The 14,617-nt window shown below is 71.4% G+C and carries 9 protein-coding genes and 1 pseudogene; 5 read left to right on the top strand and 5 right to left on the bottom strand.

Annotation, left to right across the window (positions count from 1 at the left end; all coding sequences use genetic code 11):
• Window positions 1-58 precede the first annotated feature (58 nt).
• Entirely contained in the window at window positions 59-1,147 is a 1,089-nt protein-coding gene (locus QT196_RS34000; RefSeq protein ID WP_290356296.1) for a tetratricopeptide repeat protein, read from the bottom strand.
• Window positions 1,148-1,818: 671 nt separating this feature from the next.
• On the opposite strand from QT196_RS34000, the gene QT196_RS33995 reads away from it, so the two are divergent.
• The gene (locus QT196_RS33995) at window positions 1,819-3,105 is read left to right on the top strand and encodes an MFS transporter (protein WP_290356295.1); all 1,287 of its coding nucleotides are present in this window, start codon (window positions 1,819-1,821) and stop codon (window positions 3,103-3,105) included.
• Window positions 3,106-3,760: 655 nt separating this feature from the next.
• On the opposite strand, the gene QT196_RS33990 is transcribed toward QT196_RS33995, so the two are convergent.
• Both QT196_RS33990 and QT196_RS33985 read right to left on the bottom strand, forming a co-directional pair.
• The gene (locus tag QT196_RS33990; RefSeq protein WP_168482513.1) at window positions 3,761-5,839 is read right to left on the bottom strand and encodes a restriction endonuclease; all 2,079 of its coding nucleotides are present in this window, start codon (window positions 5,837-5,839) and stop codon (window positions 3,761-3,763) included.
• A 246-nt stretch (window positions 5,840-6,085) separates the two neighbouring features.
• Window positions 6,086-6,241 (bottom strand): annotated as a pseudogene (locus QT196_RS33985) (DUF1330 domain-containing protein); the annotation flags it as partial.
• 172 nt (window positions 6,242-6,413) lie between these two features.
• Here QT196_RS33985 and QT196_RS33980 point away from each other — a divergent pair.
• Window positions 6,414-8,522, top strand: a complete 2,109-nt coding sequence (locus tag QT196_RS33980; RefSeq protein ID WP_290356294.1) for an alpha-galactosidase — start codon at window positions 6,414-6,416, stop codon at window positions 8,520-8,522.
• A gap of 578 nt (window positions 8,523-9,100) precedes the next feature.
• Window positions 9,101-9,943, top strand: coding sequence for a nitroreductase/quinone reductase family protein (locus QT196_RS33975; protein ID WP_290356293.1), 843 nt, complete (start codon window positions 9,101-9,103; stop codon window positions 9,941-9,943).
• A gap of 30 nt (window positions 9,944-9,973) precedes the next feature.
• Here QT196_RS33975 and QT196_RS33970 read toward each other — a convergent pair whose 3' ends face one another.
• On the bottom strand, window positions 9,974-11,536 hold the full coding sequence (locus QT196_RS33970) for an AMP-binding protein (RefSeq protein ID WP_168482510.1): 1,563 nt from the start codon (window positions 11,534-11,536) through the stop codon (window positions 9,974-9,976).
• A gap of 308 nt (window positions 11,537-11,844) precedes the next feature.
• Here QT196_RS33970 and QT196_RS33965 point away from each other — a divergent pair, with 308 nt between their 5' ends.
• Window positions 11,845-13,674: an alpha-L-fucosidase gene (locus QT196_RS33965; protein ID WP_290356292.1), complete on the top strand. Its 1,830-nt coding sequence runs from the start codon at window positions 11,845-11,847 to the stop codon at window positions 13,672-13,674.
• Window positions 13,675-13,795: 121 nt separating this feature from the next.
• Window positions 13,796-14,095: a maleylpyruvate isomerase N-terminal domain-containing protein gene (locus tag QT196_RS33960; RefSeq protein ID WP_290356291.1), complete on the top strand. Its 300-nt coding sequence runs from the start codon at window positions 13,796-13,798 to the stop codon at window positions 14,093-14,095.
• A 55-nt stretch (window positions 14,096-14,150) separates the two neighbouring features.
• Here the strand turns inward: QT196_RS33960 and QT196_RS33955 are convergent, their stop codons facing one another.
• On the bottom strand, window positions 14,151-14,321 hold the full coding sequence (locus QT196_RS33955) for a hypothetical protein (protein ID WP_158713181.1): 171 nt from the start codon (window positions 14,319-14,321) through the stop codon (window positions 14,151-14,153).
• Window positions 14,322-14,617: the final 296 nt, after the last annotated feature.

Below are 14,617 nucleotides of genomic sequence, written 5' to 3'. Positions count from 1 at the left end.
CTCCCCCCGTCGAGGGCCGCCGCCTCATCCCGTCCCGCCTGTGCCTCGGCCGGACGGCTCACGGGCTTTCCGCTTCCGTCTCCCCGTCGAGGGCCGTCGCCTCGTCCTGCGTCGCCTGCGCCTCGGCCGGGCGGTCCAGTGCCGCCAGCACGTCACCGAGGGTGCGCAGGGCGCCCGCGAGACGGTGGCGGCCGAGGAGGCCGATGCCCGCGCGGTGGAGGTCGACGGATTCCTCGGCGTACGGCAGCGCCTCGGCAGGACGGTCCAGCTTCGCCAGCAGCTCGCCGAGGGTGTGCAGCGAGACGGCGAGACCGGCCCGGTAGCGGCGGTCACCGGCCTCGGACTCCGCCACCCGCCGCCAGAGACGCACCGCTTCCCGGGCGAACGGCAGCGCCTCGGCCGGACGGTCCAGTTGCAGCAGCAGCCGGCAGTGGGCGCGCAGGAACAGGGCCAGCGCGATGCCGCGGCGCGGGTCCGCGTCGGCCGCGGCCAGGTCACGACGGAGCTCGACGGCCTCCGCCACCAGCGGCAGCCCCTCCGCCGGACGGTCCAACTGCCCCAGCAGCTCACCCAGGAAACACAGGGACCTGGCGAGCGCGATACGGCGGAGCGGGTCCGCGTCGGCCTCCGCCAGACCGCGGCGGAGCGCGATGGCTTCCTCGACGAGCGGCACCGCCTCGTCCGGCCGGTCGTGCTGCTTCAGCCAGGAGGCCCGGTAGTGCAGGGCGGCGGCGAGGGCGGGGCGACGGCGGTCGGGGGCGGCCTCGGCCAGCTCGCGGTAGAAGGCGACGATGTCCGCGGGCTCCCTCTCCAGGGCGGCGGCTTCGTCCTTCGCGGCCTGTGCCGCGGCCGGCCGGACCAGCGCCGTCAGCAGTTCGCCGAGAACGCCCAGGCACAGGGCGAGGACGGCGCGATGACGCGCGAGTTCGGTGTCGGCCAGCGGACGGCAGAGGTCGACGGCCTCCTCGACATGCGGCAGCGCCTCCTCCGGCCGGTCCACCTTCGCCAGCAGCTCACCGAGGGCGCACTGGGACCGCGCGAGCGCGAGTCGGTAACGAGGGTCCGCGTCGGCCTCCGCCTGGGCACGGTGGGCGGCAACGGCCTTCCTGGCCGCCCGAAGCTGCCCGCCCCACCGCAGCCTCGCCACTCTCGCGCCCCACCGGCGCCCTTCTTTCCGCACCATCACGTCACCGTTCCCACCACCGTCGGCCCTCCGGCCAGCCTTGATCAGCCCCACGTCCCACAGCGACCGCCATGCGGGTAGTTCCGCGCAGGGGCCTGGTGTGTCATGTCCCGCCCAACCGCCACAGGCTCGGGCATTCCGCCGCAACACGGTGGAGCGGGCCATCGGAAAACGCACGCGGTGAAGACCCGTCGCCGCCCGAGACGACCAGCGAGGGTACGGCTACCTCGGCACCGTCACCGCCGCCGCTGGTCCTTATCCGGATATCCGGCTCCGTTCGCGAGAGGAGCTCGCGAGAGGAGCTCATGAGAGGAGCTCATGAGAGGAGCTCATGAGAGGAAAGCACCACTTCCGATAACCGGCTGCGCCGTGCGCGGATTCCCGTTTTCGCTGTGACATTCCCCCACCACCAGATGCCTTCTCCTCATGGCTCTCACCTCGGCATACTCCACGCTTGCCACTTCCCAAACCTGCCCACTGCGGCGGCAGTTGGGGAAGAGCGCCTGTGATCGCTCGGTCTCTCAGCGAGCGGCTCGCTTCCTTCTGGTCCGCGCAGCGGAGCCATGCGACACACCGGCTTCCCTTGCGCGCCCCCGATTTCGGCACGGCACGATCGACAGATATTGGAGTACAGGGTGAGTCAGGCCTGCACCAGGTCAACCGACAGCACTCCCAGGGAAATCGGCGACGCGAAACGATCCTGGCTTATTCGGCGGGGACTGCTGCTGGAGTCCGGTCCCCAGCGGAAGCTGGCCCTCGCCGGCTTCGTCAACCAGTTCGGCACTGCGGCTTTCCTGGCGACCGTGCCGCTGTACGCCCTTCGGGTGATTCACCTGTCCATCGGGCAGGTCGGCCTCGGCCTCGGTACCGCGGCGGTGGTTGGTCTGATCGCCGGTATCCCGGTGGGGCATCTCGCGGACCGCCGCGGTCCGCGCGAGATCTTTCTGGTCACGCTGCTGGTCCAGGCCCTTTCCATGACATCGCTGCTGTTCGCCCACTCGTTCTGGGCGTTCGTCCTGGCGGTGACCGTGACCGACCTGGCCGGCTCGTCCGGCGGTGCGGCTCGCGGCCCGATGATCCGCCGGTTCGGCGGTGACGAGGTGCCGAAGTTCCGGTCCTACCTGCGGTCAGTGGCCATGCTCGCCGGCACGTTCGGCGCGATGGCGGCCGGTGCGGCGGTGCAGATCGATACCGATACCGCCTACCGCGTCCTCATCCTCGGCAACGCGCTGACGTTCCTCGGCAGTGCCGCCGTCCTGGTCGGACTGCCCAAGCTCGCACCTCTGCCGTCGCCGCGCGAGGAGGGCCGGTGGATCGCGCTCAAGGACAGGCCGTACGTGATGTTCGTCGTACTCGACGGCATCATGTGGATCCAGAGCGAGGTGCTGTCGTACGCCCTGCCGCTCTGGATCGTCCTGCACACGGATGCGCCACGGTGGTTCGTCGGTCTGGCAATCGCCGTCAACACCGTGATGGTGGTCCTCCTGCAAATACGTACGAGTCGCGGCATCAAGGGCGGCACGGTCGCCGGCCGGGCCATCCGCCGCGCCGGGCTCGCGTTCCTGATCGGCATGGCCGTCATCGCGATGGCCTCCGGAGTCCCCGGCTGGGTCGCCGTGACGATCATGATCGTCGGCGTCGCCATCCATACGGTGGGCTCGCTCTGGCATGCGGCCGGATCACTGGAGCTTCGGTTCCGCCTGGCTCCCGCACATGCCCAGGGCCAGTACTCCGGGGTGTTCGGCATGGGTATGGGCTTGTGCTACGTCGTCTCACCGAGTCTGCTCGGCCTGCTCTGCGTGACCTGGGGTACTCCGGGCTGGCTCCTCATGGGCGGCATCTTCGTCGCCTCCGGTGTCGCCATGCCGTACGTGATCCAGTGGGCAGGCCGCAGCCGGGAGCTGGCGGATAGCGCCGGCTGAACTGCCGTCCAGGGCCCGGGCACACCTCGATCCCCTCGACGCCCGCGCGCCGACACCGGCTGCCTCACATCACGAGGGACCAGAAACAGAAAATGACTCTCGACCGGGGAGACCAGCTCTAACCTCGGCCCCATGAATCGCCAACCCCATCGCGACCCTGAGCCGCTTCATGTGACGGTGTGGGACGAGGCCGCGCCCGGTGCGCCGCGGGCGGTGCTGGTGCACGGGACGATGAGCTGGGGCACGGAGTGCTTCGCGGCGCAGCGGTCGCTGGGCGGGCGGTTCCGGCTGGAAGTCGTCGACCGGCGCGGGTTCGGTGACAGCCCGGACATCGAGCGGAGTGACTACGCGGTCGATGCCGTGGATCTCGGTCAACTCCTGTTCCAGGAGGCGCACTTGGTGGGCTTTCTACGGCAGTCCACCGAGCCGTACGGGCTGCCGATGCCGGAGCCGACTCCGCGGCGGCTGCGCCCGTCATGTGCGGGTGTCCCGCGCCGGCCACGCGCCGCACCAGGACCGGCCGGACGTGGTGAACGCCGTTCTCGCCCGGATGTGGGAGAGCTGACCCGGGCGACCGCGATCGGGGCCGGGTCCGAGGCCGGGCGTGCCGGGAGCCGGACCGCCGCGGCCACGGCCACAGCCACGGCCACGGCCGTCAGGCGACGTCGATGCCGTACTCCTGGACGAGCGCCTCCAGGCCGCCGGGGAAACCCTTGCCGCCTCCGACGAAGTCCCAGTCGCCGCCCGCCCGTTGGCGGAAGGAGCCGAGGACGAGGGCGGTCTCGCCGCGGCGTCCCTCGGAGACCTCCAGCTGTCCCAGCTCCTCCCCCGACGCGTCCAGCAGCCGGATCCGGGCGTCGGTGAAGCCGGAGAGGTCGGCGTCGGGGTTGACCTGGGGGTCGATCGCGGCGACCAGGACCAGCCGGTCGGCGTCCGGCGGCAGCGCCTCGAAACGCACCTGTATCGCGGCCCGGTCGGGTGCGAAGCCGGGCAGCATCCGCACCGAACCGTCCGGGTTGCGCGGGTTGTTGTAGAAGACGAAGTGGTCGTCGCTCAGGACACTGGTCCCCTTGCACACCAGGGCGCAGACATCGAGGGCTACCTCGCCGGACCAGTTCATGCCGAGGATGTTGTGGTCCGGCGCCTCATCGGCGTCCGCGGAACCGGCCGGAGCGTCCGTGCCGAGCCGTCCGCGCAGCCCGTACCGGCCGAGCAGATCGACGAGTTCGGAGCCGGCGATCAGGCTGAGGGGTTTGCCGTTGGCGAAGGTGTGGGAGCCGGGGCCGAAGCGGGAGGTCGTCACCAGCACGCCCTTGTTGGCGCCTTCGGCCTGGACCGTGCCGTAGAGGTCCCGCACGGCGGTCGGCGGGACGGTGTGGCGGTAGCGCTTGACCTGCACCACGATCTTGCCGCCGCGGATCGGGTCGGGGTCCAGCGCGTCCACATCGACCCCGCCGTCGCCGGAGCGCTGGGTGGTCACGGCCTGCATGCCCATGGCGCGGAACAGCTCGGCGATCAGGTTCTCGAAGGCGAGCGGGTCCATCTCGTACAGATCCGGTTCGCTGTCGGTGCCGTGGGCGACGACCTCGCCCCCGACCTCGCCCGGCAGGCGTCCGGGGCGTACGGCGGTCCGCTGGTCGGGGCGCGCGGCGAGCTGCCCGCGCAGCCCCTCGGTGAGGCACTCCACGGCGCTGACCTGCGCGAGGTGGAACGCGTCGAAGGCGCCGCGGGCCGCCATGACGGTCGCCAGATACACCTGGGCGGGGCGGCCGGTCACCGGGTCCACATCGTCCACGAACCCGTTGAGGGCCACCGAGTCCAGCGTGCCGTAGGTGTCCGCGGCGAAGAGGTCACGCAGCACCAGCAGCACGCTCTGGGCCAGGACATCGCGGTAGAGCGCCCGGCGCTGCGCGGCCGGCCGGGCGGTCTCCTTCTCCTGGTCGGCGGTGGGCATGTACCGGACGGATTTGGTCTCCGGCACGATGTCGTAGCCGGGGAGCTCCCAGTCGAGGACGAGCTGGCGGGCCGCCGGGTCGTAGGCGGCGGCGACCTGCCGGGGGAAGCCCTCCGGCCAGGCGGTGGAGGAGTACAGCGCGGCGGAGAAGTATTCGACGGCGGCGTCCGGGTCGCCGTCGCGCAGGCCGGACAGCAGCTCCGCCATCCCGGCGTTGTGCTGCCGGATCCCGGCGAGGGTGCCCGTGGCCCACTGGTCGTACTGCTGCCGGTAGGCCGCGAGTTGGGCCTGCCGCCGGCTCTCCGCGGCCTGCGCGGCATACCAGTCCTGCTCGTAGCGAGCGCGGGCCTCGCCCTGGGCGCGGTCCCGGCGGACGCCGACCTGCCAGCCGCCCGGCGGGGCCTGATAGCGCGCCGGATCGGGCATCGGTACCGGGGTGGCGAGGGCGCCGGGCGCGAACTCCTCGATGCGCTCGCGGCGCAGCAGCGCGTCCGGCGAGAACGCGGGGGCGCGGCAGCCCTCGGCGAGCAGACCGGTCAGTGCGGCGACCCGGCTGTCCAGCTCCTCGGTGCGGCGGCGGGCGTCGGCCTCGCGCTGCTGCCGGTAGGCCGTCTGCCGCTCGCGGTGCATCCGCGCCATGGCCCGTTCCGCGTCCCTGGCCTGCCGTTCCTGGTCGCGCTGCTGCTGTGCCCGCGCGCGGCGCTGGGCTTCCTGCTGGCGCTGCTGCTGCCGCTGCGCCTCGGCCCAGATGGCCATTAACCCGTGGGAACGGCGGCTCATGTCGCTCTGTGTCCTCCCCCCGGGGCGGCTGCCCCCGGACCCTGTGGAAGCGGTTTCACCTGCGCTGTTGGTGAGACTTTAGCGGGGGAGGAAGCGGCCGGTCACGGTCGGGTAGGAAGAATCGGCCCCCTTTGCGGAGGCTTTGGGAGGGGCCTTCGGGGGCCTTCGGGGGTGCCTGCGCCGGGTGTGTGTCGGCCGCCGCTACGGGTGTCGCCCGGCCGCCGTTCCGGGCCACCCGGCCGGGCCTCATCCGGCCGCCACCGCCCGCAGCTTCGCCGCCGTGACGGCCGGGTCGTAACCGTCGGGCACGCCCGGCACCAGCACCACATCGCCATCGACATGGCGGGTGCGCAGCGGCAGGATCTCCAGGTACGCAGGCGAGGCGTACCAGTCGCGGGCCTGTGGGCGGCCCGAGGCCCTCTGGTGCGCCGGGCGGTGCGTCCGGTACCTCTCACAGCGGGGCCGCGCCGTTCCGTCCCACCGCCCGCGCCGTTCCGTCCGTCCCACCGCCCGCGCTCCACCCCCCGTCCCCCGGTACGCCCCGCCCTCCCGGCCGTCACGAAGGGATCCCGCCATGGACGACCTCCTGCACTTCCGGGCCGCCGGCACCAGCCTGGTGCTGGATGTGTCCGGTACCGGTCTGCCGCGCGTCGTGCACTGGGGCGCCGACCTCGGTCCGATCGCGCCCGACCGGCTCGCCGGGCTGCGCGCCGCCGACGTCCCCCAGACCGTCCCCAACGCGCTGGACGAGCCGGTCCCGGTGAGCGTGCTGCCCCAGCAGTCCGCGGGCTGGCCCGGCACCCCGGGGCTGAGCGGGCATCGTGCGGGCCGCACCGCCGCGCCCGCCTTCACGGTGCGCGCCAGGTCCGTGGAGAACGAGAACCGGCGGCTGACCGTCGAGGCGGTGGACCCGGACGGCGGTCTGGCGCTCACGCTGGAGCTCGGACTGACCGATGCCGGGCTGGTGCGGCTGCGCGCGGCGGTCACCAACACCGGCGACGGGCCGTACCACATCAACGGGCTGACGCCCGCGCTGCCGGTCCCCGCGCAGGCCACCGAGCTTTTCGATCTCACCGGCCGCCATCTGCGCGAACGCGCCCCGCAGCGGCATGCGTTCACGCTGGGCACGCATCTGCGGGAGGGCCGGCGCGGGCGCACCGGCAGCGATGCGACGCTGCTGCTGACCGCCGGGGAGGCGGGTTTCGGCTTCCGGTCCGGTGAGGTGTGGGGGCTGCATGTGGCCTGGAGCGGCAACCATCGCACGCTCGCCGAACGCACCCCGGCGGGGCAGGCGGTGCTGGCCGGGGGCGAACTGCTGCTACCGGGCGAGCTACGGCTGGCCCCGGGCGCGACGTATCGCTCCCCCTGGCTCCACGCCTCCTACGGACGGCACGGTCTGGACGAGCTGGCCGGGCGCTTCCACCGCGAGCTGCGGGCCCGCGACGGACACCCGGCCTCGCCCCGCCCGGTCACCCTCAACACCTGGGAGGCGGTCTACTTCGACCAGGACCTGGCCACGCTGGAGCGGCTGGCGCGGGCCGCGGCCGAGGTCGGCGCGGAGCGGTTCGTGCTGGATGACGGCTGGTTCCGGGGGCGGCGGGACGATCGCGCCGGGCTCGGCGACTGGTATGTGGACCCCGCGGTCTGGCCGGACGGGCTGCGGCCGCTGATCGACACCGTGCGGGGGCTGGGGATGCAATTCGGGCTGTGGGTCGAGCCGGAGATGATCAACCCGGAATCCGATCTGGCCCGTGCGCATCCGGACTGGATCCTGGCCGACTCCCCCTCGCGGCTGCCACCGGCCTCCCGCCATCAGCAGGTCCTCGATCTGGCGCGCCCCGAGGCGTACGCCTATGTCCGCGAACGGCTGGACACCCTGCTGCGCGCGCACCCCATCGAGTATCTGAAGTGGGACCACAACCGGGACCTCGTGGACGCCGCCGCGCACCACCAGACGACGGCCACCTACCGGCTGATGGACGAACTTCGGGCGCTGCACACGCGGTTGGAGATCGAGTCCTGTGCGTCCGGTGGCGCCCGGGTGGATCTGGGCGTGCTGGAGCGCACCGACCGGGTGTGGACCAGCGACTGCATCGATGCGCTGGAGCGGCAGCACATCCAGCGCTGGACGGGGCTGTTGCTGCCGCCGGAGCTGCTCGGTGCGCATGTGGGGGCGCCGGTCGCGCATACGACGGGGCGGCGGCACACCCTCGATTTCCGGGCGGGGACCGCGCTGTTCTGTCACTTCGGGATCGAGTGGGACCTGACGGCGGCGAGCGCGGCGGAACGGGCGCGGCTGGCCGAGTGGGTGGCGCTGTACCGGGCGCTGCGGCCGTTGCTGCACAGCGGGACGGTGGTGCGCGGCGACCATCCCGACCCGGCGCTCTGGGTGCACGGCGTGGTGGCCGGGGACGCCGGGCGGGCGGTGTTCGCGCTGGTGCAGATGGCCACGAGTGTGCAGGCACCGGCCGGGCGGGTGCGGCTGCCGGGGCTGGAACCGGACGCGGACTACCGGCTGTCGCCGCTGGCGCCGGGGGACCGCCCGGAGGGGCCGGTCACTTCCCCGCTGCCCTGGTGGGAGCGGGGCGTGACACTGCCGGGGCGGGTACTGGCCGAGGTGGGCGTGCAGGCACCGACGCTCTTCCCGGAGCGGCTGGTGCTGCTGGAGGCCGTACGGCAGTGAGCTGCTGACGGGAACGTAATCCGTCGTCCGTGGCGGGGACGCAACCGGCCGTGCGTGGGGGGGGCGCAACCAGCCGTCCGTGGCGGCGAGTTCGACTCCTGGTCGGCGCGCCGCCCGCTCCGGCACCGGGAGCTACGGGCCCCCGGCCCCGATTTCGCCTGCGCGTTGCCTTCTTTCCTTTATGGCATTACCTTTACCTCGTGACTACCGGGTCGGCCATGTGCCATGAGCGAGTGAGGTTCCCGGTCACCACGTGACCGCCAGGCGGGCGCCAAGAGGCCCGCCCCCTCCGCTCTTTCAGCTTTCGCGCGCTGCGCGCTCTCCTTTTCCTGCGGGTTCGGCTCGCGTACGGGTTTCACCCTGCCCGCGCCCCGCTTCCGCACGCATCTTTCGCGTAACCGCGCGCCCTTTTCCTCTTCGCCTTTACGGCGCCCGCACCCCGGACGAACGCTTTTCGCCCGAGGTCAATTCGCCCTGCCCAATGAGCGGTTCTCCGTCTCCTCTGCAGGGTTTCTTCGCCCTGCCCGCATATCTCAGCGGGCTCATCGCGCTCCCTCATCCTGGAGAAAACACCGAATATGCCGATCGATTTCAACCGACAGATCATCGAGGAGTTCCGCGCCAACGGCGGCCGCGTCGGCGGCCCCTTCGAAGGCGGCCGACTGCTGCTGCTGACCACTACGGGGGCGCGGTCCGGCGCCCCGCACACCACCCCGCTCGGCTACCTTCCCGACGGCGACGGACGGGCGCTGGTCATCGCCTCGGCCGCCGGCGCGCCCAAGCATCCGGCCTGGTACCACAACCTGGTGGCCCATCCCCGAGTCACCGTCGAGGCCGGGGTCTTCACCTATGAGGCGCAAGCCGTTGTCCTGGAGGGCGCCGAACGCGACCAGGCCTTCGCCCGTGCGGTCGCGACCGATCCCGGTTGGTCCGACTACCAGGAGAAGACGGAGCGCATCCTTCCGGTGGTGGCCCTGGAGGAAATTCCGGCCGGGCCGCCGCGGATCAACGCGTCCTCGGCGGGCGCGGCACTCAAGGCCGTACACGACGGATTCCGCCAGGAACTCGCCCTGATCCGCAAGGAAATCGCCGCATCGGGTCCCGGCCTCGGCGCCCAGCTCCGGGTGAACTGTCTGACCCTCTGCCAGGGGCTGAACAATCACCACACCGGTGAGGGCGCCGGAATGTTTCCGATGCTCGGCCGGAACCATCCCGAGCTCGCACCGGCACTGGAGCGACTTCAGGAGGAACACCGGAAACTCGCGGTCCTCCTCGCCGCCCTCCAGAAAGTCATTTCCACCCAGGACGCGGATCCGCAGCAAGTGCTCGCCGAAGTCGAACGCCTCACAAAGGAGGTGGAAGACCATCTCACCTATGAGGAGGAGCAGTTGATTCCGGTGCTCGACGGCGGAATGTGCTGAACCGCGGGAACCGCCGGGCGGTCACGACGGTCAGATGACGCCGTCGTGTCCCGCCCAGTACGGGTCCCGCAGCAGCCGCTTGAAGAGTTTTCCCGACTCATCGCGCGGCAGCCGCTCCTCGAAGACCACGGCCCGGGGGACCTTGTACCCGGCGAGCCGCGCCGCGACATGGGCCCGTACCGTCTCGGCGCTCAGCAGCACGCCGGGTTCGGTCTCCAGATGCACGGCGAGGACCTCGCCGAACTCCTCGTCGGGGATACCGAAGACCGCCACGTCCCGGACGCCGTCGAGGGCCAGCAGACAGCCCTCGATCTCCGCGGGGTAGATGTTGACGCCGCCGGAGATGACCATGTCGTTGCGGCGGTCGCTGAGGTAGAGATATCCGTCGGCGTCGAGATGGCCGATGTCGCCGATGGTGACGTATCCGGGCAGGCCCGCCGCTTCCATGGCGGCGCGCTTGTCCGGGTCGCCGAGGTAGGTGAACCGGGGCCAGTCCTCGGCGGGTTTGAGGTAGATGTCGCCGGTGGCGCCGGTCGGCAGTGGCTCCCCGTCGGGGCCGAGGACCGCGACCCCGCAGGTGCCGGTGGCGCGTCCGACGGTGCCGGGGTGGGCCAGCCACTCCGCGCTGTCGCACCAGGTCACGGCGCCGGTCTCACTGCCGCCGTAGTACTCCCGGAGCACCGGTCCCAGCCAGTCGATCATGGCGTGTTTGATATGCGGCGGGCAGGGCGCCGCGGCATGCACGACCGAGGTGAGCGAGGACAGGTCGTAGCGCTCACGGACCTCCTTGGGCAGTCGCAGCAGCCGGACGAACATCGTGGGCACCACCTGCACCTGCTCGATGCGGTGGTGGGCGATCAGCCGGAGGAACTCCTGGGCGTCGAAGCGCGGCATCAGCGTGATGTCCAGACCGGCCGCGAGCGCGAGGACGGCGTGCTGGCTGGGCGACGCGTGGTAGAGCGGGGCGGGGATGAGCGTACGGCCGCCGGGTGCGACGGCGAAGTACTCCAGGAACCGCAGCACCGCCTCCTCCAGCCGGTCCGCGGCGACGGGTTCGCGCAGCACTCCCTTGGGGCGGCCGGTGGTTCCGGAGCTGTAGATGATGGTGGGCGGGCGTTCCGCGGCGGCCTCGGGCAGCGGTGCGCGGTCCTCCAGCCAGTCGTCGAGCAGCGGGTGTGCGCCGGTGGGCGGCGGCAGGGCGATCCCGCAGGCGGCCGCGACACCGGCCGGGACGGCCACCTCGACGATCCGTACGCCGTCGGGCAGCACGGCGGACACCTCGGCGAGCAGATCGGTGTGTACGAAGACGACCTTGCTGCCGCTGTCGGTGAGCACATGCCGCAGCTCGTGGTGCCGGAAGTGCCAGTTGACGGGTACCGCCGAGGCCCCGAGGAGCGCGGCGGCGGCGGTGATCTCCAGATGGGCGGGCTCGTTGCGCAGCACCACGGCGATCCGGTCGCCGGGCTCGACTCCCCACTCCACCAGGCCGTTCGCTATCCGGGCCGCACGGTCGAGGAAGGCCGGATAGTCGCGTTCATGGCCCGCGCAGCGGATGGCCGGGGCCCCGGCGGCTGATCGGACGACGGCTTCCATGGTGCCTCCAGTGAGTGCGACCGGCTCGCTCATTGAACCGGCAAGGGGCGCTACCCGCCAGGGCACTGACCATGCGTCAGCACCGCTTCCGGCCATCGGACGCCCCCTTCTCGGCCACTCCCCCGCACCCCTCTTAGATCCGAGGTCTCCCGGCTCACCAGCGGCCAACTCCCCCAACTCTGCGCCTCTTTCCCCAAGATGCTCCGATGTTTGTGACGCCCGGGGTCTTCCGGTCCGGGTGCGGGAGCTGCACCATGCGGGATGGCACAGGAGGCACGTACGTGACCAACTGACCCGAGGAGCGAGCGATGCACAGCCGCACAAGACGGTTCGGGCTGCTGGGTCTGACGGGGGCGCTGGGCGCCCTGCTGCTGACCGCCGGCGGACCCGGGGCCGCCGCGCAGCCCCCGCCCCGGCCCACCGCCGGCCCCGGCACCAACCACGCCACCGACGATCCCTTCACCTCGGCGCGCACCTCGTGGTGGCGGCAGAGCCGCTTCGGGATGTTCATCCACTTCGGCGCGTACTCGAATCTGGAGGGCGAGTACACCCGGCCCGACGGCACGGTCTGCCGCAACGCGGAGTGGATCAAGCGCGAGTGCCGCATCCCGGACGAGGAGTACGAGCGGCAGGCGGCCACCTTCGATCCGTCCGCCTTCGACGCCCGCGCGATCGTCCGGGCGGCCCAGGACGCCGGTCAGCGATACGTCGTCATCACCGCCAAACACCATGACGGCTATGCGATGTGGCCGACGCGGCAGAACACCTGGAATCTGCGCGACCACTCCGCCTTCGACAAGCGGCGCGACCTCCTCGCCGAACTGAAGAAGGCCGCCGACGCCGCCGGGATCAAGCTCGGCTTCTACTACTCGATCTGGGACTGGCACGACCCGGACTTCGCCGGTCCGGGCACCTTCCCGCGCTACAAGAAGCGGATGTACGCCCAGCTCAAGGAGCTGATCGACAACTATGACCCGGCGCTGCTGTGGTTCGACGGCGAGTGGGACACGGACAACCCCACCAACCCCTGGTCCCGCCGGGACGGTGCGGACCTCCAGGCGTATCTGCACACCCTGAACCCGCGTCTGATCGTCAACAACCGCGTCGGCAAGCGTGAGGTGGTCGACGGCGACTTCGGCACGCCGGAGCAGGAGATCCCGGCGGAACCGGTGGACGGGCAGCTGTGGGAGAGCTGTATGACGCTCAACGACCACTGGGGCTTCGCCAAGTACGACACCCACTGGAAGTCGTCGGAGACCGTGCTGCGCAATCTGCTGGACGTGGCGAGCCGCGGCGGCAACTATCTGCTCAACGTAGGGCCGGACCGGCTCGGGCGCATCCCGCAGCCGTCCGTCGACCGGCTGCGCGAGACCGGCCGCTGGCTGGCCGCGCACGGTCAGGGCGACGCGGTGTACGGGGCCGGGTACACCGGGCTGGTGGCGGACCCGCCCTGGGGCGCGGTCTCCCGCCGGGGCAACGAGCTGTATGCCGCCGTCACCTCCTGGCCGGCCGCCGGCACTCCCCTCCACCTCACGGCCAGGGCGCCGTTCGACCTCACCGCCGCCCGGGTGCTGGGCAGTTCCCAGCAGGTGAAGATCACCCGCTCCGGGGACGGCTTCGACCTCACTCCGTCCGGCGCTGCCACCGATCCGCGGGCAAGCGTCATCCGGCTCACCCTCCGGCCGCCGGCCGCGGCGCCCGCCGGTAAGGGCACCGGGCTGACGGCACAGAGCTGGGCCAATGACTCCTTCTCCGGCCCGCCCGCGGCGACCGCCGTCGACCCGACGGTGAACAAGTCCTACCGCTTCGACGGCTCACCGGCCCCGGAGATCCCCGCCGATCACTTCAGCACCCGCTGGACCGGCAGCATCGAGCCGCGCTACGACGAGACGTACACCTTCACCACGGTCTCGGACGACACCGTGCGGCTGTGGATCGACGGCAAGCCGGTGATCGACAGCACCACCCCGCACGGCCCGAAGGTCGACGAGGGGACGGTCACCCTGAAGGCCGGTCACCGGCACCGTATCCGGATCGACTACACGGAGCAGACCGGCGAGGCCCATATGAAGCTGCTGTGGTCCAGCCCGAGCCAGGACCGGCAGATCGTGCCGCGGGGCCGGCTCTACCCCGACTGAACCGCGGCCGGGGCGGGAAATCGACCGCCCCCGTTGGGCCGTTCGGGTCACCGCGGGCCCTGAGGTGTCCGGCCCCGCGTCGGGGCGCCGTTGTCGGTGCCCGCTCCTATGCTCGGGGAGCATGGACGACGACGAGATCCTGCGAAGCCATGGCGAGGCTCTCGCGCTCTTCGGGACCCGGGTGCAGGCCGTCCGCGACGACCAATGGGACGGGCCCACGCCGTGCACGGACTGGTCGGTGCGCGCACTGGTAGGCGCCGAGGAGCGGCTGCCCGACCGCTTGGCGTCGGCGGCGATGCGCGAGGTGGAGCCGTATGCCCGCGGGCTCTCCGCTTCCGGGCTGTTCGCCGCCGCGGTCGAGCCGCCACCGGACGCCGACGCGCTCACCCGGCTGCTGTGCCTGCTCGGGCGCCGGCCATGACCCGGGAGGAGGAGGCCCACGGGTCAGGGCCGGCGCCACACCTGAGATCAGCCGATCAGTCGATGCCGCGGAAGATATTCGGCTCGGCGGGATCGTCGTCACAGCCGGCCAGGCGCACCGGGGCACAGCGGTCCCAGGCTTCCAGATTGCGGACTTCCTTGATCCGGCCGGGCCGCTCGCCCTGCTTCAAACGGGGCTGCTTGTGTTGAGCCTTGTGCAAAGCCACCACGCACTCCTTCATCGAGGTATTGGTTCCGACGCGGTGGCGCCTCTTTCACAAACCGGGAGGTCAGCCAAGGTTTGTGGCGTTCCCGCGACGGGCCAATGGTGTTGGCGTCTCCCAGAAAGGTCGTCCGTCGCCCCTCAGAGTAACGACGCCGCACGCGGCGCGCTCGACGTTTTCCGTTGCGAAAGTCAAGTCCTCGGAAAGCGCGAATAACGCCCCCCTCAATGACAGGGGAAAAGGGTGAGTTTTGTGATGCACATCACTCACTCCAATGGCCCTGCGGTTGCTGCATTCGC

The organism is Streptomyces sp. P9-2B-2 (genome assembly GCF_030406865.1).
In the GTDB taxonomy this organism is placed as follows: Bacteria; Actinomycetota; Actinomycetes; order Streptomycetales; family Streptomycetaceae; genus Streptomyces; species Streptomyces platensis.
Note: the sequence above shows the minus strand (reverse complement) of the source record. Positions and strands in the feature narration are given on the sequence as shown.

Excerpts from the sequence above, each read along its gene's own strand:
- QT196_RS33965 (WP_290356292.1), top strand. The coding sequence starts at position 11,845 with ATGCACAGCCGCACAAGACGGTTCGGGCTGCTGGGTCTGACGGGGGCG.
- QT196_RS33980 (WP_290356294.1), top strand. The coding sequence starts at position 6,414 with ATGGACGACCTCCTGCACTTCCGGGCCGCCGGCACCAGCCTGGTGCTG.
- QT196_RS33990 (WP_168482513.1), bottom strand. The coding sequence starts at position 5,839 with ATGAGCCGCCGTTCCCACGGGTTAATGGCCATCTGGGCCGAGGCGCAG.
- QT196_RS33960 (WP_290356291.1), top strand. The coding sequence starts at position 13,796 with ATGGACGACGACGAGATCCTGCGAAGCCATGGCGAGGCTCTCGCGCTC.
- QT196_RS33975 (WP_290356293.1), top strand. The coding sequence starts at position 9,101 with ATGCCGATCGATTTCAACCGACAGATCATCGAGGAGTTCCGCGCCAAC.
- QT196_RS33970 (WP_168482510.1), bottom strand. The coding sequence starts at position 11,536 with ATGGAAGCCGTCGTCCGATCAGCCGCCGGGGCCCCGGCCATCCGCTGC.